The sequence below is a fragment of the Afifella aestuarii genome (assembly GCF_004023665.1).
Classification (GTDB): Bacteria; Pseudomonadota; Alphaproteobacteria; order Rhizobiales; family Afifellaceae; genus Afifella; species Afifella aestuarii.
Genome location: NZ_SAUF01000002.1, coordinates 656,257 through 676,294 on the forward strand (window position 1 = coordinate 656,257; position 20,038 = coordinate 676,294).

The 20,038-nt window shown below is 63.9% G+C and carries 20 protein-coding genes and 1 riboswitch; of the genes, 11 read left to right on the forward strand and 9 right to left on the reverse strand.

The window, feature by feature from the left end; all coding sequences use genetic code 11:
* Position 1 precedes the first annotated feature (1 nt).
* From EO094_RS11460 to EO094_RS11490, 7 genes are all read right to left on the reverse strand, one after another.
* Complete coding sequence (locus EO094_RS11460; protein ID WP_128292429.1) at positions 2-574, reverse strand: F0F1 ATP synthase subunit B; 573 nt, start codon at positions 572-574, stop codon at positions 2-4.
* Positions 575-644: 70 nt separating this feature from the next.
* The gene (locus EO094_RS11465; protein ID WP_092810041.1) at positions 645-872 is read right to left on the reverse strand and encodes a F0F1 ATP synthase subunit C; all 228 of its coding nucleotides are present in this window, start codon (positions 870-872) and stop codon (positions 645-647) included.
* 48 nt (positions 873-920) lie between these two features.
* On the reverse strand, positions 921-1,700 hold the full coding sequence (locus EO094_RS11470; protein WP_128292430.1) for a F0F1 ATP synthase subunit A: 780 nt from the start codon (positions 1,698-1,700) through the stop codon (positions 921-923).
* Between the two features lie 40 nt (positions 1,701-1,740).
* The gene (locus tag EO094_RS11475; protein ID WP_314733290.1) at positions 1,741-2,145 is read right to left on the reverse strand and encodes an AtpZ/AtpI family protein; all 405 of its coding nucleotides are present in this window, start codon (positions 2,143-2,145) and stop codon (positions 1,741-1,743) included.
* A gap of 193 nt (positions 2,146-2,338) precedes the next feature.
* The gene (gene smc, locus EO094_RS11480; RefSeq protein ID WP_128292431.1) at positions 2,339-5,815 is read right to left on the reverse strand and encodes a chromosome segregation protein SMC; all 3,477 of its coding nucleotides are present in this window, start codon (positions 5,813-5,815) and stop codon (positions 2,339-2,341) included.
* Between the two features lie 69 nt (positions 5,816-5,884).
* Positions 5,885-6,553, reverse strand: coding sequence for a DsbA family protein (locus EO094_RS11485; RefSeq protein ID WP_164879639.1), 669 nt, complete (start codon positions 6,551-6,553; stop codon positions 5,885-5,887).
* Between the two features lie 127 nt (positions 6,554-6,680).
* On the reverse strand, positions 6,681-7,148 hold the full coding sequence (locus EO094_RS11490; RefSeq protein WP_128292432.1) for a DUF721 domain-containing protein: 468 nt from the start codon (positions 7,146-7,148) through the stop codon (positions 6,681-6,683).
* 159 nt (positions 7,149-7,307) lie between these two features.
* Here EO094_RS11490 and mutY point away from each other — a divergent pair, with 159 nt between their 5' ends.
* Positions 7,308-8,387 (forward strand): A/G-specific adenine glycosylase, encoded by a 1,080-nt coding sequence (mutY, locus tag EO094_RS11495; protein WP_128292433.1) that lies wholly within the window; start codon positions 7,308-7,310, stop codon positions 8,385-8,387.
* A gap of 105 nt (positions 8,388-8,492) precedes the next feature.
* Positions 8,493-9,134, forward strand: a complete 642-nt coding sequence (locus EO094_RS11500; RefSeq protein ID WP_128292434.1) for an HAD family hydrolase — start codon at positions 8,493-8,495, stop codon at positions 9,132-9,134.
* Positions 9,135-9,140: 6 nt separating this feature from the next.
* Here the strand turns inward: EO094_RS11500 and EO094_RS11505 are convergent, their stop codons facing one another.
* The gene (locus EO094_RS11505) at positions 9,141-10,280 is read right to left on the reverse strand and encodes a site-specific DNA-methyltransferase (protein WP_128292435.1); all 1,140 of its coding nucleotides are present in this window, start codon (positions 10,278-10,280) and stop codon (positions 9,141-9,143) included.
* 153 nt (positions 10,281-10,433) lie between these two features.
* On the opposite strand from EO094_RS11505, the gene EO094_RS11510 reads away from it, so the two are divergent.
* The 6 genes from EO094_RS11510 (at position 10,434) to gcvPB (ending at position 16,498) form a co-directional block, all read left to right on the forward strand.
* Positions 10,434-11,024: a hypothetical protein gene (locus EO094_RS11510; RefSeq protein ID WP_128292436.1), complete on the forward strand. Its 591-nt coding sequence runs from the start codon at positions 10,434-10,436 to the stop codon at positions 11,022-11,024.
* 131 nt (positions 11,025-11,155) lie between these two features.
* A riboswitch (glycine riboswitch) is annotated at positions 11,156-11,259 on the forward strand.
* Positions 11,260-11,435: 176 nt separating this feature from the next.
* On the forward strand, positions 11,436-12,602 hold the full coding sequence (gcvT, locus tag EO094_RS11515; RefSeq protein ID WP_246008478.1) for a glycine cleavage system aminomethyltransferase GcvT: 1,167 nt from the start codon (positions 11,436-11,438) through the stop codon (positions 12,600-12,602).
* Positions 12,599-12,970, forward strand: a complete 372-nt coding sequence (gene gcvH, locus EO094_RS11520) for a glycine cleavage system protein GcvH (RefSeq protein ID WP_128292438.1) — start codon at positions 12,599-12,601, stop codon at positions 12,968-12,970. The genes gcvT and gcvH overlap by 4 nt, the downstream gene beginning before the upstream one ends.
* On the forward strand, positions 12,967-13,428 hold the full coding sequence (locus EO094_RS11525; RefSeq protein ID WP_092809223.1) for an OsmC family protein: 462 nt from the start codon (positions 12,967-12,969) through the stop codon (positions 13,426-13,428). The genes gcvH and EO094_RS11525 overlap by 4 nt, the downstream gene beginning before the upstream one ends.
* A 90-nt stretch (positions 13,429-13,518) precedes the next feature.
* On the forward strand, positions 13,519-14,859 hold the full coding sequence (gcvPA, locus tag EO094_RS11530; RefSeq protein ID WP_128292439.1) for an aminomethyl-transferring glycine dehydrogenase subunit GcvPA: 1,341 nt from the start codon (positions 13,519-13,521) through the stop codon (positions 14,857-14,859).
* Between the two features lie 64 nt (positions 14,860-14,923).
* Positions 14,924-16,498, forward strand: a complete 1,575-nt coding sequence (gcvPB, locus tag EO094_RS11535; RefSeq protein WP_128292440.1) for an aminomethyl-transferring glycine dehydrogenase subunit GcvPB — start codon at positions 14,924-14,926, stop codon at positions 16,496-16,498.
* Between the two features lie 8 nt (positions 16,499-16,506).
* Here the strand turns inward: gcvPB and EO094_RS11540 are convergent, their stop codons facing one another.
* A complete protein-coding gene (locus EO094_RS11540) occupies positions 16,507-17,280 on the reverse strand; it encodes a sulfite exporter TauE/SafE family protein (RefSeq protein ID WP_128292441.1) in 774 nt (257 codons plus the stop codon).
* A 247-nt stretch (positions 17,281-17,527) separates the two neighbouring features.
* On the opposite strand from EO094_RS11540, the gene EO094_RS11545 reads away from it, so the two are divergent.
* From EO094_RS11545 to EO094_RS18935, 3 genes are all read left to right on the forward strand, one after another.
* Entirely contained in the window at positions 17,528-18,508 is a 981-nt protein-coding gene (locus EO094_RS11545) for a 1-phosphofructokinase family hexose kinase (protein WP_128292442.1), read from the forward strand.
* Between the two features lie 136 nt (positions 18,509-18,644).
* Positions 18,645-18,962, forward strand: a complete 318-nt coding sequence (locus EO094_RS11550; protein WP_128292443.1) for a hypothetical protein — start codon at positions 18,645-18,647, stop codon at positions 18,960-18,962.
* A 260-nt stretch (positions 18,963-19,222) separates the two neighbouring features.
* Positions 19,223-19,861, forward strand: coding sequence for a cell wall hydrolase (locus EO094_RS18935; RefSeq protein WP_128292444.1), 639 nt, complete (start codon positions 19,223-19,225; stop codon positions 19,859-19,861).
* The last annotated feature ends 177 nt before the right edge of the window (positions 19,862-20,038 follow it).

Below are 20,038 nucleotides of genomic sequence, written 5' to 3' on the forward strand. Positions count from 1 at the left end.
GTTATCTCCGCTCGTTCATGGCTGCGGAGACGGCTGACCCGACATCCGCATCTGCCGGAGCTTCACCGGACAGGGTCTCAACGAGCGCCTCGGTCGTCTCCTTGGCGATCGCGTCGACTTCGGCGAGAGCCTTGTCGCGCACCTCGCCGATACGTGCTTCGGCGGCCTGCAGCTTCTCTTCGAGCTCCGCCTCGGCCTTGGCCCGTTCGTCCTCGACCTCGGCTTTCGCCTTGTCTCGGGCGTCCTGGGCAATGCCGTGAGCGCGCTGCCGGGCTTCGGCGAGCGCCTGCTCGTAGGCCGCGATCGCCTCGTCGCTCTCCCGCTTCAGCTTTTCGGCCTCTGCGAGATCGTCGGCGATGCGGTCGTGCCGCTCCTCAAGGATGGTGGCAATGCGTGGCAGCACCATCTTGCTGAGCAGGTAATAGAGCAGGCCAAAGAAGACCGCGAGCCAGATGAGCTGCGAGAGATACGTCGACGGATCGAAAGGCGGAAACGCGCCATGGGCCGAATCCGCGATTTCGGTATGTTCCGCCGCCGTTTCCGCGGCCGTCTGAGCGAGTGCCGTTGTTACCACGTGCTCTTCTCCTCAAGCCGTTCGGCCGCCGGTGGCGTGTGCCTCCGGCGCGCCGTCTTCGCTGTCTGGCTTAGACGGCGAAGATGAGGAGAAGGGCGATCAGGAGCGAAAAGATGCCCAGCGCTTCCGTGACCGCGAAGCCGAAGATGAGGCGGCCGAACTGGCCGTCCGCAGCCGCGGGATTGCGCAATGCGCCTTCGAGGAAGTGGCCGAAGAGCGAACCCAGGCCAACGCCGGCCCCGCCCATGCCGATGCAGGCGATGCCCGCGCCAATCAGCTTTGCAGCATCTGCTTCCATGTTCATGCTCCTTGCGTGTTGGAAGAGGATGGAGAAAAAACCGCGCCGTCAGTGCGAAGGATGCAGCGCGTCGTTGAGGTACATGCAGGTCAGAATTGCGAAGACATAGGCCTGCAGGACAGCCACAAGAATTTCAAGGGCCGTGAGCGCCACCACCATCAGGAAAGGCAGGACCGCACCGGCCCAGCCGATCACGCCGAACGTCGACAGCGAGATGATGAAGCCGGCAAACACCTTGAGGGTGATGTGACCGGCCAGCATGTTGGCGAAAAGACGAATGGAGAGGCTGACGGGGCGCGAGATGAACGAGAGGATCTCGATCGCCACGATCATCGGCAGGATGACGCCAGGCACCTCGTCGGGCACAAAGAGCTTCAGAAAGCCGAAGCCGTGCTTGGAAAAGCCGTAGCCGATCACGATCGCCATGACGAGAAGGGCAAGCGCCCCCGTGATCACGATATGCGCCGTCACGGTGAAGAAATACGGCACCATGCCGATCAGGTTCGCCACCAGGATGAACGAGAACAGCGTGAAGACGAACGGGAAGAAGCGCATGCCTTCCGATCCGGCGGCTTCGCGCAGCATGTTGGCCGTGAACTCGTAGAACATCTCAGTGACGTTCTGCATGCGGCCCGGCACGAGGCCACGGCCGCGCGTCGACAGCATCATAAAGCCGACGATCAGGATCACCGTAATGGCCATGAACAGCGCCGAATTGGTGAAAGCGAACGTGCTGTGGCCGATCTGGCCGAAATCGACCAGATTGTTGATGTGAAACTGGTGGATCGGATCCACGGTGTCGGAATGCGTCGCCGCTTCGCTCGCCACAGCCTACCCCTTGCTTCCCCGGGCCTTAATCGGCCTCGCCTCAATCGTGACGGGCAGGCCCGCCGTCCTTGTCCTTGTCGAGCCTGTCGTAAGGCCCGGCTATTTTACCCGCGGCGCGCATCACATTGAGCACGCCGGCGGCAAATCCCAGCATCAGAAAGCCGATAAGCCCCCATGGGGAGGTCCCTGCGACCTCGTCCAATCCCCATCCCAGGGCCGCTCCGACCAGAACACCTGCGATAAACTCGCTGGCGATGCGTAACGCAAGCGCATATCCCGACGAATCGGTGCGCTCGGGCGCTTCTGCGGCCTGCCTGACCCGTCTCCCCTTGTCCAGGGTGCGCGAAAGGTCGGCAAAGCGACGTTCCAGGTCGGTATCGGCCATAGGACCCTGTCCGCCGTCCGCCTTCTCCCGGCGCTCCTCGCCGGAGCGTTTGTCAGCCATTCACCGGCTCCTTCCTGGAAGCCTTGATGCGGCGCCATCGTGAAGACGGGGCGGGTCCGGGCCCCTGCGAAACCGGGCGCACCATAATTTTGCCGTCAGGCCAAGTCAAGAACATCAAAATTAGGGATATGCCGTTGAAAAGAAAAGAGAAATAGATCGCGGCAGGTTTTCTTGGCCCGTCCTTGCTCGCCCTTTAACCGGCTTCGCGAAAACGTTCAGCCGTTTCGAGGTCTACAGAGACGAGTTGTGACACGCCGCGTTCGGCCATGGTGATGCCGAAGAGCCGGTCCATTCGGGCCATGGTGAGCGGATTGTGGGTGACGACGAGAAAGCGGGTTTCCGTCTTTTGACGCATATCGCCGAGAAGATCGCAGAAACGCTCCGTATTGGCGTCGTCGAGCGGCGCATCGACCTCGTCGAGAACGCAAATCGGCGAGGGATTGGTGAGAAAGACGGCGAAGATCAGGGCCATCGTCGTGAGTGCCTGTTCGCCGCCCGAGAGGAGCGTCATGATCTGCGGCTTCTTGCCGGGAGGCCGTGCCATGATCTCTAGCCCGGCATCGAGGGGATCGTCGGATTCGGTCAGCATGAGCTCCGCCGATCCTCCGCCGAAAAGGGTGTGGAAAAGCTCCTGAAAATGCCGGTTGACGGTGTCGAAGGCGCCGAGCAGCCGTTCGCGGCCTTCCCGGTTGAGGGAATGCACGGCCTGACGCAGGCGCTTGATAGCGGCCGTGAGATCGTCGCGCTCAGCCGTCAGCGTGGTAAGACGCTCTTCGACCTCCTTGGCTTCTTCCTCCGCCCGGAGATTGACGCCACCGAGGCGCTCGCGCTCGCGCAACAGCCGCTCCAGCCTCTGGTCGACGGCGGCGAGCTCCGGCAGCGGGGCGCCCGGCTTCAGTTCGGCGGTTTCCCGCAGCCCCTCGGGACGGGTGCGGAAATGCGCGGTGATTTCAGCAACGAGATCTTCCCGTTTCTGGCGGATGGCGGAGGCGCGCTCGTCCTCTCGCGCTTTTGCCTCGCGGGCCTTGGATAGCCCATCGAGAGCGCGCCTCGCGGCATCGGCGAAGCTGCGATGCGCCGTTTCCGCTTCGGCCAGGCGGTCGGCTTCTGCCTTCGAATGGGTGTCCGCCTTGTCGATCTCGAAGGCGAATTCGCGCTGGCGCACGGCATAGGTTTCCGGCTCTTCGGCAAGCTTTTCGATTTCTGCGTCGAGCTCGGCCTGTCGGGCCTGCAATTCTTCGATGCGCCGCGCCGCACGTTCGATCCGGCCCTGCCAGGCAGTGATCTCCCGGCCAAGCGCCGAAAGACGCTCGTCGCGCGCCGCGCTTGCATGGCGCAAGGAATCCGCGGCCGCTCGCGCATCGGAGGCTTCGCGGCGAGCGGCCTCCACGTGCTTGGCAAGTTGTTGTGCCTTCGCTTCGGCCTCTTCGTTCGCCTTTGTCTGGCCAAGCGCGGCGCGTGCTTCTTCAAGCCGTGTCGCCTGCGCCTCGGCATCGCTTTCCACGCGGGCGAGGTTCGTTGCGATCGAAGCGAGGCGCTCCGACTGGCGTGCAAGAACCCGCTCTGCCTCGGACAGAGCGGACGCCTGACGGTCGCGCTGACTGCGCGCCTCCTTGAGCGCCTGGCGCGCCTGCCGTTCGGCATCTTCGCCTTGCCGACGCTTTTCGGTTGCCTTCTCGAGCGCCGTCGTCGCCTTCTCGGCGTCTTTTTCCGCCTTCGCGACCTCACCCGAAAGGGCTTCCAGCCGGTTCTTCTGTTCCAGGCGAACGGCCGCCGCCGTCTTGGCGCCGCCCTTGATCGTCAGTCCGTCCCATCGCCAGAGAGCGCCGTTGCGGCTGACGAGGCGCTGTCCGACGGCGAGTTTTTGAAAGAGTGCGTGGCCATCCTCTTCCTCAACGACACCGATCTGCGATAGCCGCGGCACGAGACGCGGCTCTCCGGAGACGAATTGCGCCAGGGGAGGGACCTTTGAAGGAAGTTCTGGTGCCCGCTCGATCTCCCCCCGCTCCTGCCAGGAGAACGGCGCTTGCGGATCGGCCGATGCGTCGAGATCTTCGCCGAGCGCTGCTGCAAGTGCCGCTTCGTAGCCGGGATCGACCTTCAGCCCCTCGACGACCGGGACGAAATGGCTGTCGGTTGCGGGCCGAAGGAGCTGGGCGAGCGTCTTTTCTTCGGCCTGCAGAGCGGTGAGGGCGCGCAATCCTTCCGCTCTCTTTTCGCGGGCTTTCGCCTCGCCCTCACGGGCGCGCTGGATCTCCTGCTCTTTCTTCTGGGCGGTCTCTTCGGCCGTTTTCAGCGCCTTTTCCGCAGCTTCGAGCGCGGATCTGGCGGCCTCGACGGTGCCTTCGGACCCGGCTTTCTGGGCAAGCTCGGCCTGTTCCGCCTTCAACTTCCGGGCCTCGCCGAGAAGGCGTTCGCGCGCTGCCTCCGCTTCGCGCACCCGCATCTCCTGCTGGCGGCGTTCGGCGGCTTGCGCCGCAAGCTCGGCCCGGGCTTCTGATAGTTCCGCCTCGGCCTTGGCAAGCGCCTCGGCCCGATCCTTCGCTGTCGCCGTCGCTTCGGCGAGCCGCTTGACCGCGCCCTCCTTGTCCCGGGTGAGCGTCTTCGCCTCGGCGGAGAACGTGGCGAGCGCGGAGCGCGCTTCGCGCCCGTGCTCCTCCTCGCGGGCGACGTCCTCGGCCGTTTCCTTGCGCCGGCTCTCAAGCTCGCGCTGCCGGGTTTCCCGTCGCGCCGCTTCGCGTTTCAGCTCTTCGGATTTGAGCCGCAAATGCTGCACGGCTGCCGCCGCTGCGGCAGCCTTCTCACGCAGCTTCGGCAAGGATGAGCTTGATACCGCTTCTTCTCTGGCGGCCTTCGACTGCTCTTCCGCAGCTTTGGCGAGGGCAAGTCCGGCCTGGTTGAGGGCCGCTTCCGCCTTGGCGAGGCGTTCATCGGTTTCGCTCAGCCGGATCAGCGCCTGCTGCGCCTCCATCTTGCGGATGTCGAAGGAGAGGTTGCGGTAGCGGGCGGCCTGCCGCGCCTGCCGCTTCAATGTTTCGAGCTGGCCCGTGATCTCGCCGAGGACGTCTTCCAGGCGCTCGAGGTTTTGCTCCGCGCCCTTGAGCTTCAGCTCCGCCTCGTGGCGGCGCGAATGCAGCCCCGAAATGCCGGCGGCATCTTCCAGGATCGAGCGCCGGTCTTTGGGTTTGGCGGCAATCAGCTCGCCGATCTGGCCCTGGCGCACGAGAGCCGAAGAGCGCGCGCCGGTCGCCGCATCGGCAAACAGGATATTCACGTCGCGGGCGCGCACCTCGCGACCGTTGACGCGGTAGGTGGAGCCCGCCTCCCGCTCGATCCTGCGGCTGATCTCAAGTTCGGCGCTGGTCGCCGGTGTCTGGCCGGGCTTCATGACGTGAGCCGCCGCCGCACCGTCGACGATCGCCTGCAGGCTTACTTCGGCGGCGTTGCGCGCCGGCCGGTTGGTTGAACCGGCAAAGATCACATCGTCCATGCCCGAGCCGCGCATGGCCTTGAACGAGCTCTCGCCCATGACGAAGCGCAGGGCTTCCACGAGGTTCGACTTGCCGCAACCGTTTGGGCCGACGACGCCGGAAAGCCCGGGCTCGATGGCCACATCCGTGGTGTCGACGAATGATTTGAAGCCGGCGATCCGCAGCCGCGTGATTTTCATCCGCGGCCGCCGTTAATGTCACAAGACCTGGTGAGGCCGGAATCGGACGCAGCCCTCTCGCAGGAGGGCTTAAAGCGCCGCCTCGATCTTGGCCTTGATCTCATCAAATGATCGCGCTCCGACCAGCTTCTCGCCGTTGATGAAGAAAGTCGGGGTACCGTGAACGCCGAATTCCTTCGAAGCCTTGTCTCGTCTGGCGCTTAGTCCATCGAACAATTCCTGTTTTTGCAAGCATGCCTCGAAGCTTTCCTCAGAAAAGCCGGCCTGCTTGGCGAGATCGAGAATGGCTCCGTAATGATCCTCGGCGCGGATCCAGTCGAGCTGATGCTCGAAGAACAGGTCGATGATATCGAAATAGCGATCTTCCGGTGCGCAGCGCGCCGTCATGGCGATGGCGAAGGCCGCGGCATCGATCGGGAATTCGCGGAAGACGAAGCGAACCTTTCCGGTGTCGATATACTGCTCTTTCAGCTTCGGATAGGTCTCGTTGTGGAAGTCCGCGCAATGCGAACAGGACATGGACGCGTATTCGACGATCGTGACGGGTGCGTCCTCTGAGCCGAGAGCGCGGTCGGGGATCGGTCCCGATGCCATCAACTGGTCCATCGGCACTTCTGACGGGCCTTCGTCCTGCGCAAAGGCCGGGGCTGCGGCGAAAAGCCCGGCAATGAGGGCGGTGGCGGCGAATTGTCGGCGGGTGAACAACGGCAAAGGGAAACCTCCTGAGGGAGCCGCCATTCTCCCGGAAGGGCATGAAGGCGGCATGAACAATTTAACAGCGCTCAGGCGCGTGTTTAGGGCGGATGAATGTGGCCGCAAAGAGCCGCGTCTGTCTCACGGGGTCACGAGACCGCGAGAATGAGGGTCATGAGCGTGCCAGGATGGCACGTCCGAGCGCCCGCAGAGAATCGCGAAGTGGTCCGTCGACGGTCGCGAGCTTCGTCTCAAGACGTTCGTTGGTCTGCGGCCTCACGGGCCGCGGTACGGCCTTGGGTTCGCTCGCAAAAGGGCGTTGCACCAGTTTGACGAGGCCGACGGCGCGAAAGCCGAGAAAGGTGTTGAGCCGGTCGCGCACGCCTTCAAGGTCATAAGAGAGCGGCAGCGCCACGCTCGGATCGGCATGGACGATCAAGGTCGCGGCCCGTTCGCCGTCATTGCGCGGCCAGCGGATCCGTTCAGGCGCCGTCAGCCCCGCATAGCGGCTGCCGACGATCTCGGGCCACCAGCGCAGAATATCTGCCTTGGCGAGACCGCGCTTGCGCATCAACGGGTCGAGCGTGCCGCCAATGAGTTCGGCGATCGGTTTTGCTTTCGTCGGAACGGGTCCCGCCAACTTTTGCCTCCTCGACTACGACCTGTCGCGACAGAAAATCTCACCGGCCCACTTGCAATAGCCATTTTCTCAAGCTCCATGGCCGGAATGACTCAGTCTAGACCCGTCGGCTTCCCCTCGGAAGAGGGGCTTTCCTTGGAAAATGGGGAAGACGCGTCCATGAAGGACGTGCTCGCCCAGCCTTTGCTGGCCTGGTACGAGCGCCATGCGCGCACCTTGCCCTGGCGCATCGGGCCGAAATGGCGACGCGCCGGCGTCAGACCCGACCCTTATCGCGTCTGGCTCTCCGAAGTCATGCTGCAGCAAACCACCGTGAAGGCCGTCGGCGAGTACTTTGCCGCTTTCACGGCCCGCTGGCCGGACATGATGGCGTTCGCCGCCGCCCCGGAAGAGGAGGTGATGGCCGCCTGGGCGGGGCTCGGCTATTATTCGCGGGCTCGCAATCTCGTCGCCTGCGCCCGCCGCGTCGCCGAGGATTACGGAGGCATGATGCCGCGCAAGGCGGAGGAACTCGCCAAATTGCCGGGCATCGGCCCCTATACCTCCGCCTCTATCGCCGCGATCGCCTTCGACGAGCCGGTGCCGGTCGTCGACGGAAATGTCGAGCGTGTCGTGTCCCGGCTTTTCGCCATCGACCGGCCGCTGCCGCAGGCAAAGTCGGAGATCCGAGAGACGCTGCGCCCGCTCGTGCCGCAGGACCGTCCGGGCGAGTTCGCCGAAGCCATGATGGATCTCGGCGCCACGATCTGCTCGCCGAAACGTCCCGCCTGCGCACTCTGCCCGCTCAATATGATGTGCCGTGCGCATGGCGAGCAGCGCGAGGAGGCCTATCCCGTCAAGGCGCCGAAGCGGGCGAAGGCAAAGAAGTTCGCCGGTGCCTTCGTGGCTTTGCGCGATGACGGCAAGATCCTGTTGTCGCGGCGCCCTCCGAAGGGGCTCCTCGGGGGGATGAGCGAAGTGCCGACGGGGCCGTGGCAGGAAACGCCCGTCATGCGGATGCCGACCCCGCCGCTTGCCGGACCCTGGCGCAAGATCGCGCCGCAGGTCTCCCATATCTTCACCCATATCGATTTGAAGGTGACGATCTGGCAGGCCGCTTTGCCGTCGGACACGCCGGCGCCCGAAGGCTTCTGGTGGCACGGCCTTGAAAACCTGAAGGAAGCCGGCCTGCCGACCGTCATGGCGAAAATCGTCGAGGCGGCGATCCCGGGGGCAACGAAGGCGCGGGCGACAAGGTGAGGGCGTGCGATCGTGCCGGCGCACCTGCCGGCCGCGTCTCGCGTATTCGCCGCATCGAACTCCGCGTCATGGATTTGCGATCATGCGCCGGCTATGGGGGAAGCCATGCAACCGATCCGTCACATCGTCTTCGACATCGGTAAGGTGCTTCTGCATTACGATCCGCACCTTGCCTATCAAGAGCTCATTCCCGCCGAGGCCGAGCGCCGCGCCTTCCTGGAGGAGGTGTGCTCCAATGCCTGGAACCTGGAACAGGATCGCGGCCGGTCCTGGGCCGACGCGGAGGCGGAAGCGATCGCCCGCCATCCTGACAAGGCGGAGCTGATCCGAGCGTTTCGCCAGCGCTGGTCGATGATGGTGCCTTACGCTTATGAGGACAGCGTCGCCGTGCTTCAGGATACTCTGGCGGCCGGCTACGACGTCACGCTCTTGACGAATTTCGCCCCGGACACGTTCGTGGAGGCCCGAAGCCGTTTTCCGTTTCTGAACGCAACCCGCGGCGTGACGGTGTCGGGCGAGCTCGGCCTGGTGAAGCCGGACCTGGCGATCTATCGCCACCACGCGGCGGCTTTCGATCTCGATCCGGCCGCGACCCTCTTCATCGACGACAGCGAGCCGAACGTCGAAGGCGCACGCCAGGCCGGCTGGCGAGCGCTGCATTTCACCGGCGCGGATAAGCTTCGCGCCGATCTCACTTCAGAGGGCGTGAAGCTCGATCGCGCGAAGCAGCGGCTTGCAAGGGCCTGAGATCGCTCAGGCAGCCAGAGCGCCGCGAACCGTATCGCGCAGGCAATCGATGGGCTTCAGCCCCTCTTTGGTGCGCATGTGCCAGAAGACCCAGCCATTGCAGGCTTCGAGGCCCTGAACCGCGGCGCCGACGCGGTGGATCGAGCCTTCGTGGCGCCGGCCGTCTTTTTCGTAGATGAGCGACGCGTCGGCCCGCACGAGCGCGCTCAAGCGGCCCTTCGGATCGTAAAGGCGCTCGCCCGGCTTCACGAGACCGGCTTCAAGCAGCGTGCCGAAGGGAATGCGCGGCTGGGCGCGTTTGCCCTGGACGACGCTGAGCGCCGGAGCATCTGAGGGACGCACCGCCTCGATGCGAGCTTCCGCAGCATCGATATAGGATTGTTCGCGCTCAATGCCGATGAAATGGCGGCCGAGCTTTTTGGCGACCGCACCCGTCGTCCCCGTTCCAAAGAAGGGATCGAGAACCGTCTCGCCCGGCTTCGTCGTGGACAGGAGAACGCGGTAGAGAAGCGATTCCGGCTTCTGTGTCGGGTGCACCTTGCGCCCGGTCTCGTCCTTGAGCCGCTCCTCGCCGGTGCAGATCGGCAAGGTCCAGTCGGACCGCATCTGCAGGTCGTCGTTGAAGGCTTTGAGCGCGTCGTAATTGAAGGTGTAGCGCTTGGCCTTCGGCGAGGGCGCCGCCCAGATCAGCGTCTCATGCGCATTGGCGAAACGCCGGCCGCGGAAATTCGGCATCGGGTTGGTCTTGCGCCAGACGATGTCGTTCAGGATCCAGAAGCCCAGATCCTGCAGGATCGTGCCGAGGCGGAAGATATTGTGATAGGAGCCGATCACCCACAGCCCGCCATCGGGTTTCAGAACGCGGCGCGCCGACAAAAGCCAGGCACGCGTGAACGCATCATAGGCGGCGAAATCGGAAAACTGGTCCCAGGCATCGTCGACCGCATCGACCCGCGATTGGTCCGGGCGATGCAGGTCGCCCTGGAGCTGCAGGTTGTAAGGCGGATCGGCGAAGATGAGATCGACGCTTTTGGCCGGCAATTTTTCCATCATCGGGATGCAATCGCCCTTCAAAATCACGTCCTGCGGCAGGCTCGGCAGAACGCTTGCGAAGCCGGCACCTGGCCGCTTGGAAGCAGTACGCATCGACAAAACTCTCCCCTTCCGGTCGTTAACTACGCTCGCAGAACAGGGTGAATGTCGGGTTGACAAACAGGGTTAACGTTTCCTGAAGCCTTAATTTCTGACGCGGGGACTGCTATAGAGCCGGCCGCTCTTGAGCCAATTCATAGGTTTGCCGTGCGTCCCTCCTTTCCGATCCCTGCCGTCTCGCTCCTTGCCGCACTCTCCCTGTCGTTCCTGCTTGCCGGCTGTCTCGGCGGGCTGGGCTTCGGTGGCGGAGCCGAGGAAACCGTGCCTGTCGAGCCCGGTACCGCCCAGAAAGGCTCCAACGAGATCGACATCCGCCGCTATCTCGGGCCGAGCTATTGTCCGGATCTGCGCATTAAGGCCGATACGCAGACCCTGCGGCGCTACAAGCGGGGTGCCGAAGAAAGCGACGAAAACCTCGTCTGGCAGGGCAGTCTCGGAGAGACCGCGCGCGAATGCCTTTACGATGCGTCCGGCAATCTGACCCTCAGGATCGGTGTGTCCGGGCGGGTTCTCGCGGGCCCGCAGGGTGGGCAGGCGACGGTCGATCTGCCGATTCGCATCGTGGTCGTGAAACACGACGAGGCGGTGCTCACCTCCGAGCTGAAGAAGGTCTCCGTCACCATTGGACCGGAGCTTTCGAGCGTGTTTTCACAGGTTTACGAGGTGACCGTGCCGTCGCCCGGCAACGACCGCGATTACATCATCTATGTCGGCTTCGACGAGGACTCCAAGCGCTGAGCCAAGCGCATTTTGTTGCGTGTGGCGGCAAAAGGGTGCTGACAAACGGGTTCGACGCGCGTTGTGCGTTGACTCCGTCGCAGCGATGCCGATGATAAGCGGGGCAGGTCCAGTCGCGGCCTGCCCTGACGATACGCCGCTCGGGAGAGTTTCATTGCAGGTTTGAAGCCTGTTTTGAAACGCCGAAGGAGCAACCGCCCCGGAAACTCTCAGGCCACGGGACCGTGACGGCGAGCGACACTCTGGAAAGCAGCACCGGCTCTCTATTTGTAGCGAGAGTCGGCGGCTCACCGACGGAGTAACCGGCGGAGGCGTATGGCCTCAGGCCGGGAATCTCTCAGGTCCTGCGACAGAGGGGGCGTGGAAGGGTCGAAGGTCCGACTGCGTTCGAAATCTGTTGCGGGAGGTCGTGTGGCGACTGATATCAGTGATTTGAAGCGCACCCCTTTGTTCGAGCTCCATCAGGAGCTGGGCGGGCGTATGGTGCCTTTCGCCGGCTATGCCATGCCGGTTCAGTATGATGGCATCATCGGCGAGCACCATTGGACGCGCGACCGTGCGGGGCTCTTCGATGTCTCCCATATGGGCCAGCGAATTCTCTCGGCTCCGGATCACGAGACGGTCGCCAAAGCGCTGGAGCGTCTGGCGCCCGGCGACTTCCAGGGGCTGAAACCCGGCCGGCAGCGCTACACGTTTCTTCTTCTCGACAACGGCGGCATCGTCGACGATTTCATGGTCGCGCGCCTTGCCGGCGAGGAGGACGAGGGCCGTCTCTTCATGGTCTTCAATGCCGCGCGCAAGGAGATCGACGACGATTATGTGCGCGAGCGTCTGCCGGACGGGGTCACGCTCGAGGCGGTCGAAGATCGCGCGCTTCTGGCCCTTCAGGGGCCTGCCGCCGCAGAGGTCCTGAGTGGCCTCTGTCCCGAGGTGGCGGATCTCACCTTCATGCAGGCCGCGCGTGCCGAAATCCGGCTCGGTGATGGCCATTCCGCAAAAGTGCATCTCTCGCGCTCCGGTTATACCGGCGAGGACGGGTTTGAGATTTCTGTCTCCGCGGATGAAGCCGAGGCTTTAGCGAGAGTGCTTCTCGCGCATGAAGAAGTGAAGCCCATTGGTCTTGGCGCGCGCGATTCGCTCCGGCTCGAGGCCGGGCTGCCGCTCTACGGTCATGATATCGACGAAACCACGTCTCCGGTCGAGGCGGGGCTGCGCTTTGCCATCGCCAAGGCGCGCCGCGAGCGTGGCGACTTTCCGGGTGCCGGCCGCATCCTGGCCGAACTTTCCGATGGTCCCTCGCGCCGTCTCGTGGGCCTGAAGCCTTCCGGTCGCGCCCCGGTGCGCGAAGGCGCTCAGATCCTGGGTGCAAGCGATTCCGTCATCGGCGAAGTGACCTCGGGAGGCTTCGGTCCGACCGTCGGGGGCCCTGTCGCGATGGGTTATGTCGACCGCGCCTATGCCGATCCCGGCACCGAATTGCATCTCGCCGGCCGGCGTGGCGCGGAGCCCGCCGAGGTCGCGCCTCTTCCCTTTGTCCCGCACTGCTACCACCGCCCGAAATCAGGAGCCAAACAATGACGACCCGTTACAGCAAGGAGCACGAATGGGTGCGCCTGGATGGCGACACGGCCACAATCGGCATCACTCCCTTTGCCGCCGAGCAATTGGGAGACGTCGTTTTCGTGGAGCTTCCTGAGAAGGGCAAGGCGATCGCCAAGGGTGACGAGGTGGCGGTCGTGGAATCGGTGAAGGCCGCGAGCGAGGTCTATGCGCCGGTTTCCGGCGAGGTGACGGACTCCAATGCCGCATTGGAGGACGCGCCGCAGACGGTCAATGAGGCGCCGGAGGGTGATGGCTGGTTCTTCCGCGTCAAGCTCTCCGACAAAAGCGAACTCGACGGTCTCATGGACGAGGCCGCCTACAAGGCTTTCTGCGAGGAATTATGAGCAGCTACTACGCAACGATCGAATGGAAGGGCGACGCCGAAGCGGTGCGCGCCAACAAGCATAGCCGCGTTCATGAATGGCATCTCGATGCGGGCCTCGTCGTTCCGGCCTCGCCGGGACCTGCCGTGTTGCCGGCGGCCGTGATCAAGGAAGATGCCGTGGATCCAGAAGAGGGGCTCGTCGCCTCTCTGTCGAGCTGCCACATGCTCTTCTTCATCGACTTGATCCGCAAGCACGGCTTCACGCCTGTCGCCTACGAGGACAAGGCCGAAGGCATCCTCGGCGTTTTCGAGCCGCGCAAGAAGGGGCTGACGAAGATCATCCTGCGTCCGAAGGTGACCTTCGATGGCGATCAGCCGGATCACGCAATGCTCGAAAAAGTGCACGAGCAGGCACACGAGCTCTGCTTCATCGGCAATTCTCTGAAGTCGGAAATCGTTGTCGATTTCCGCGAGTGATGCGTCCTTGACGCCGCGCTTTCACGCCTCGCCCCGCCCCCTTAGGGGCGGGCTCTCTGGCTCTCCCCGCCACTAAGTTTCGGGTTCCATATGCGCTATCTCCCCCATACCGATCAGGACCGCGCCGATATGCTGCGCGTGATCGGCGTCGAAACCATCGACGAATTGTTTCGCGACGTTCCGGCCGACAAGCTTCTGAAAGAGGCGGTCGATCTGCCGCGACACAAGAGCGAGATGGAAGTCGCCCGGCTGATGCGCCGGCTCGCCGCCAAAAATCGTGCGGCCGGCGACGGACCGTTTTTCCTGGGCGCAGGCGCCTACCATCATCACGTGCCGGCGAGCGTCGATCACATCATCCAGCGCTCGGAATATCTGACCTCCTACACGCCCTATCAGCCGGAGATCAGCCAGGGCACGCTGCAGACCCTGTTCGAATTCCAGACCCAGGTTGCCGAATTGACCGGCACCGAGGTCGCCAACGCCTCCATGTATGACGGCTCCACGGCGACGGCCGAGGCCGTGCTGATGGCCTGCCGCGTGACGAAGCGCTCCAAGGCGGTTCTTTCCGGCGGTTTGCATCCGCAATATCGCGAGGTCGTCGAGACGCTCGCCAATATGGAAGACGACGAATGCATCTCGCTGCCGCCTGACCCGAAGGGTGGAGAGGATCTCCTTGCCGAGATCAGCGAAGACGTTGCCTGCGTCGTCGTCCAGTCGCCGTCTTTCTACGGTCAGCTCATCGACCTGAAGCCGCTTGCTGCGCGCTGCCGGGAAAAGGGCGTGCTTCTCGTCGCCGTCTTTACCGAGGTCGTGTCTCTCGGTCTGATCGAGCCGCCGGGCGCGCAGGGCGCCGATATCGTCGTCGGAGAGGGCCAGTCGATCGGCAATGCGCTCTCCTTCGGAGGGCCTTATGTCGGTCTCTTCGCGACGAAGCAGAAATACATCCGCCAGATGCCGGGCCGACTTTGCGGCGAGACCCGCGACCGGGAAGGCAAGCGCGGTTATGTTCTGACGCTCAACACCCGTGAGCAGCATATCCGCCGCGACAAGGCGACCTCCAACATCTGCACCAATTCCGGCCTCTGTGCGCTCGCCTTCACGGCGCATATGACGCTGCTCGGCGGCGATGGCTTGAAGAAGCTCGCTCTTCGCAACCATGAGCGCGCCTGCCGTCTCGCCGATGCGCTCGGCGCGATTTCGGGCGTCGAGGTCGTCAACGACAGCTTCTTCAACGAGTTTACCATCCGCGTGCCGGGCGATGCGGCCGCTCTCGTGGAAAAGCTCGCCGATGCCGGCATCGTCGCGGGCCTGCCCGTGTCGCGGCTGGAACCCGATTGCGGTCTCGACGATCTCATCGTCGTCGCCGCGACCGAGACAGCCACGGACGACGATATCGCCGCCTACGCCTCGGCCATCGAGGCGGCGCTTTGAACCCCATGCGCTGCCCGCTCAGCCGTTGTTTTTCATCGCCGCGCGCGATTTTGGAGACACCTTCATGGTGAATGACGAACATCTTGCCCCGAGCCTCGCCACTCTGAAGCCGAAGCGGCCGACCTTTTCCGGCAACAAGGCGCTCGATATTTCCGAGCCGCTCTTGTTCGAGCTCGGCCGCGACGGCGTCTCAGGCGTCGATATCGAAGAGCCCGCGGCCTTTACGCCGCGTCTCGGTGGCCAGGAGCGGCAGGCGGCGCTCGATCTGCCGGCCCTCTCGGAGCCGGAAGCGATGCGCCATTACGTGCGCCTGTCGCAGAAGAATTACGCCATCGACATGGGGATCTACCCCCTCGGCTCGTGCACGATGAAGCACAATCCGCGCCTCAACGAGCAGATGGCGCGGCTGCCGGGCTTTGCCGACCTTCATCCGCTGCAGCCCGTCGACACCGTGCAGGGAGCGCTCGAACTCATCCACGAATGCGGCCGCTATCTCTGCACATTGACCGGAATGGCCTCCGTCGCCATGAGCCCGAAAGCGGGCGCCCATGGCGAGCTTTGCGGCATGATGTCGGTGAAGGCAGCGCTTGCCGCCCGCGGCGAGGATCGTCGCACGGTCCTGGTGCCGGCCTCCGCGCACGGTACCAATCCGGCGACGGCCGCGCTCCTCGGCTTCAAGGTCGTCACCGTGCCGGCCGGCGAGGACGGCACCGTGGCTGCCGAGATGGTGCGCGAGATCTGCGCCAAGCATGAAGGCGATGTCGCTGCCTTGATGCTGACCAACCCCAACACCTGCGGGCTGTTCGAGCCGCAGATCGTGGCGATCGCCGAAGCGATCCACGAGGCGGGGGGCTATTTCTACTGCGACGGCGCCAATCTGAATGCGATTTTGGGCAAGGTGCGGCCGGGCGATCTCGGCGTCGACGCCATGCATATCAATCTCCACAAGACCTTCTCCACCCCGCATGGCGGTGGTGGCCCCGGCGCCGGCCCCACGGTTTTGTCGGAGGCGCTTGCGCCCTTCGCGCCGCTGCCGCTGATTGCGAAGACCGAGGAAGGCTATCGTCTCATCGAGACGGCGGAAGACTGCGAAGAGAAGCCGTTCGGGCGCATGACCGCCTTCCACGGCCAGATGGGTATGTTCGTGCGAGCGTTCGCCTGGATGCTGTCGCACGGCGCCGACGGCATGCGGCAGGTGGCCGAGGACGCGGTGCTGAACGCCAATTACGTGCGTGCCCGCCTGCAGGATCTGATGTCGCTGCCTTTCCCGGATCATCCCTCCATGCACGAAGTTCTCTTTGATGAGAGCTTCCTGGAGGAGACGGAGGTCACGACGCTCGATTTCGCCAAGGCGATGATCGACGAGGGCTTCCATCCTATGACCATGTATTTCCCGCTGGTCGTCAAAGGCGCGATGCTGATCGAGCCGACGGAATCGGAAAGCCGCGCGTCGCTCGATGTCTTCACGGCGACTTTGCGCGATCTCGTGATGTCCGCGAAGGCGGGGGATACGGCCCGCTTCGTCGACGCGCCGCGCTTCGCACCGCGCCGCCGGCTCGACGAGACCGGTGCGGCCCGCAAGCCAGTGCTGCGCTGGACGCCGCCTGCGAGCGAGGCAGAGGCCGAGGCGGCCGAATAAGGCCGCCTTCAGGCGAGGAGGAGCACGACGCCGCGGCGCAGAAGATCGAGCGCCAGAAGCGAAACGACCAGGCGAAAGCCCAGGCGGAAGTTCTCCTCCTTGAGCCCCTTGAGGATGCGCGTGCCGAGCGCCGTGCCGATGAAGCCCGCGACCACCATGGCGACGAGGAACGGCAGCCATTCGGCAAAGGCGAAGCCGACGGCGACGAACGCCACCACCTTGAAGAGGTGCTGGGCGGTCATCATCACGGCATGCGTGCCGATCACCTGCATGCGGTTTGAAAGAGCCGGACCGACGAAGGCGGCGACGAAGGGGCCCGTCGCGCCGAAGAACATGGTGAGGAACGTCGAGAAGAGCCCGACGAAGCCGAACAGCAGCCGCTGCGCCCCGAGCTTCATCGCCGGCAGCTTCGTCCAGATCATCACCAGGATGAAAAGCCCAAGCCCCGTCTTCAAAAGGGCTTCCGGCAGGGCGACGACGAAACGCGCGCCGAGAGTCGCGCCGATGACGCTGCCCACCAGGAACGGCCAGATCAGGCGCCATTCGGCGTGCCGCCTTTGCAACAACGCCCGCCCGGCATTGGAGCCGAGCTGGACAACGCCGTGAACAGGGATAAGTGCAGGCACCGGCAGAGCAAGCCCGAGGGCAGCAAGCATGGCTATGCCGCCGCCGAGCCCGAGGGCTGCTGTCAAAGCCGAGGTGACGACGCTCGCTGCGATGAGCAGGAGAGCGGCAAGAATGCCGAGGCTGTCAGGAAGAAGGACGGAGAGAAAGGTTTGCATTCGGCGGGTGATCGATATCCTGTCAGCCTGCTCTCATCTGGATGGCCGATGATGGCAAGACGAGCCGGTGGGCAAATATGCGGCATCGTCCGGCGCAAAGCGAGGCGAGCCGGATGCCATCCTCTTTCGGACTCCCGGTTCCGCCGCCTCCTCCTTGGCGCCGAATTTGCATGGCGGCGACACAGCTGCTTCAAGGTTGCGTGATAAGGCGGCTCGCCGAATCGCGCGCTCTCATGTTGGGGAATTCATGCCTTCAATCGTTACGCTAACCGTCAACCCGACCATCGATGACACGAGCGAAGCCGAGCTGGTTCGCCCGGTGCACAAAATCCGCACGCACCGCGGACGGATCGATCCGGGCGGTGGCGGTGTCAATGTGGCGCGTGTCGTCCATCGCCTGGGCGGCGATGTCGAAGCGATCGTCTGTCTCGGCGGCGCGACGGGTGCTCTTCTCGATGAGCTTTTGGAGCGCGAAGGCGTCAAGCGGTCCGTGGTCTCCATCGCCGGGGCGACGCGCATGGCCCATGTGGTTTTCGAGACCGCGACCGGACAGGAATATCGCTTCGTGCCCGAGGGCCCGACCCTGTCGGAAGAGGAGCAGAACGCCTGCTTCAAGCGGGTCGAAGAGACCGAATGCGACTATTTCGTTGCAAGCGGGAGCCTGGCGCCCGGCGTCTCTGAGGATTTCTACCCGCGCATCGCCGAGATGGTGACGAAGAAGGGCGCGAAATTCGTGCTCGACACGTCCGGCCTGCATCTCAGTCGCACGCTCGCCGGCAACAACGTGCTTCTCGCCAAGCCAAGCATCGGGGAGCTCGGCAGCATCGTCGGCCAGGATCTGCATGGACCGAAGGCGGCGGCCGTTGCCGCCCGCGATTATGTTCAGCACGACGGGGTCGGCATGCTCGCCGTCACGCTCGGGCGCCATGGTGCTCTTCTCGTGACACCCGAAGAGACGCATTTCTGTCGGCCTCCGGAGGTGAAGACGCGCTCCGCATCCGGCGCCGGGGACAGCTTCCTGGCCGCGATGGTGCTTGCCATTTCCCAGGGCAGAACGCCGGATGACGCCTTGCGTCTGGCAACCGCATCCGGTGCGGCGACCGCTCTGACGCCAGGCACGGCACTCTGCTACCCGGAGGATGTGGAGGGTCTCTATGAAGAAATCTCGACCCAGCGCATCTGGCCGGCCGACGCCCAGAAAGCCGGGCGTCGGCGTTCCATCGCCTGATTAAAGGCCCGAAAGCGAACACAAAAAGGAACCAATTGCCTCTTTCCGGACTTGTGCTGAGGAATGCGGCGCTGCGCCTGTCGATCGGGCAGATCGCCGCCCCCCGAGGTCCAAATTCATCTGAGGAGAGAGGTACATGTCGCAGGATAGGCTCGTTTCGAAAGCGTTTGTTTCGGCAGCCTGCATTGGGCTCGCCGCTTTCATGACGATCGCTTATTCTACGATGGGTGAGGCGACCATGGGCGAGGCAGCCGTTGACCGGACGTCGGCGGCATCCGTCGCCGAATTGTCGCCGAAGACGCGCGTCGCTCGCGCTCTGGACACGGCCTGCGCCCACGATACCTGGCCCAACATCACGCCTGGCTGCGAAGCTGGCACGACGCGCATCAAGGCCGATCGGACGGTTCCTCTCACGCATCCGAGCGATGTACATCTCGCTACCTCGTTGCAGTGAGGCCTTGTGGCGAGTGTTGGACTGAGACCATGCCGCGGGAGAGCCCGCGGCATTATCGTTTTTACGCTGCGAATTTCCGGGCAAAAATCGAGATCCTAAGGCTTTGTTTACCGCTTTCTGGACAATGCGACCCTTGAGGCGGCTCGTCGCCGCCCACCGGGTCGCGAATGTTTGTATCTCGTCGTCTTCGCCTGATTTCCTCGTTTCTGTCCCTCGGCGCCGTGCTGGCCCTGGCCGGCTGCGGTCACTCGCCGCAACGCATGAGCGATTTCGAATGCATGCAGCGCGTCATGTATTTCGAATCCAACCGCTCCAGCCCTGACGGCATGCTGGCCGTCGGTACCGTCGTGATGAACCGGGTGAAATCGAAGGATTTTCCGAATTCGGTCTGTGCCGTCGTCGGTCAGAAGAAGCAGTTCGCGCCGGGCGTTCTGTCGAAGCCCATGACCGACAGCGGAAAGCCGCTCGCTGCCAAGATGGCGAAGAAGGTCCTGCGCGGCGCGCGTCATTCCGGCGTCGGCAAGGCGCGCTTTTTCCATACCGCGGGCTACAATTTTCCCTACACCAACATGAACTATGTCGTGTTGGCGGGGGGCAATTCTTTCTACGAGAAGCGCAAGGCTTTGCCGGGGCGCCCGAACCGTCCGCAGTCGGAAGTGATTCTGGCAGCAAAGTTCAACAAGCCTGTTCGCCCCGTGCGCGAAGAATCCCCGACGCTTCCGGAGGTGCGGCCCGATCGTCCGATCATGGTCGCCTCGGCGCGGCCTGTCGTGGCGCCGCGTATGCCGGTGCCGAGCCAGTCGACGCTGTTTGCACCTGCTGGTGGCCCGACGATGGCGCCCGGTGCCCCAGCACCGCGCGCACCGGCGTCGATCGAAGAGCTGATCGCCTTCAACTGACGGCCGTCGACGAACACGGGTCGTGCCGCCTTCCGCGTGGCGGTGTTCCCGAGCCGATCGAAGCTTGCACCTGTGAAGCCGGTTTCCGGTTCGCCGGAGCACCTGGCTGTGCTTTTCCTCCGCGACACTCTGTCTGAAAGGCCGGAAACGCCCCAGAGGTCAGCTCTGATTGTCTGC

Excerpts from the sequence above, each read along its gene's own strand:
- smc (WP_128292431.1), bottom strand. The coding sequence starts at position 5,815 with ATGAAAATCACGCGGCTGCGGATCGCCGGCTTCAAATCATTCGTCGAC.
- EO094_RS11540 (WP_128292441.1), bottom strand. The coding sequence starts at position 17,280 with ATGCAAACCTTTCTCTCCGTCCTTCTTCCTGACAGCCTCGGCATTCTT.
- EO094_RS11545 (WP_128292442.1), top strand. The coding sequence starts at position 17,528 with ATGCCTTCAATCGTTACGCTAACCGTCAACCCGACCATCGATGACACG.
- gcvPB (WP_128292440.1), top strand. The coding sequence starts at position 14,924 with ATGGTGAATGACGAACATCTTGCCCCGAGCCTCGCCACTCTGAAGCCG.
- mutY (WP_128292433.1), top strand. The coding sequence starts at position 7,308 with ATGAAGGACGTGCTCGCCCAGCCTTTGCTGGCCTGGTACGAGCGCCAT.
- gcvPA (WP_128292439.1), top strand. The coding sequence starts at position 13,519 with ATGCGCTATCTCCCCCATACCGATCAGGACCGCGCCGATATGCTGCGC.
- EO094_RS11485 (WP_164879639.1), bottom strand. The coding sequence starts at position 6,553 with ATGGCGGCTCCCTCAGGAGGTTTCCCTTTGCCGTTGTTCACCCGCCGA.
- EO094_RS18935 (WP_128292444.1), top strand. The coding sequence starts at position 19,223 with ATGAGCGATTTCGAATGCATGCAGCGCGTCATGTATTTCGAATCCAAC.
- EO094_RS11505 (WP_128292435.1), bottom strand. The coding sequence starts at position 10,280 with ATGCGTACTGCTTCCAAGCGGCCAGGTGCCGGCTTCGCAAGCGTTCTG.
- EO094_RS11465 (WP_092810041.1), bottom strand. The coding sequence starts at position 872 with ATGGAAGCAGATGCTGCAAAGCTGATTGGCGCGGGCATCGCCTGCATC.
- EO094_RS11550 (WP_128292443.1), top strand. The coding sequence starts at position 18,645 with ATGTCGCAGGATAGGCTCGTTTCGAAAGCGTTTGTTTCGGCAGCCTGC.
- EO094_RS11525 (WP_092809223.1), top strand. The coding sequence starts at position 12,967 with ATGAGCAGCTACTACGCAACGATCGAATGGAAGGGCGACGCCGAAGCG.
- EO094_RS11500 (WP_128292434.1), top strand. The coding sequence starts at position 8,493 with ATGCAACCGATCCGTCACATCGTCTTCGACATCGGTAAGGTGCTTCTG.
- EO094_RS11475 (WP_314733290.1), bottom strand. The coding sequence starts at position 2,145 with ATGGCTGACAAACGCTCCGGCGAGGAGCGCCGGGAGAAGGCGGACGGC.
- gcvH (WP_128292438.1), top strand. The coding sequence starts at position 12,599 with ATGACGACCCGTTACAGCAAGGAGCACGAATGGGTGCGCCTGGATGGC.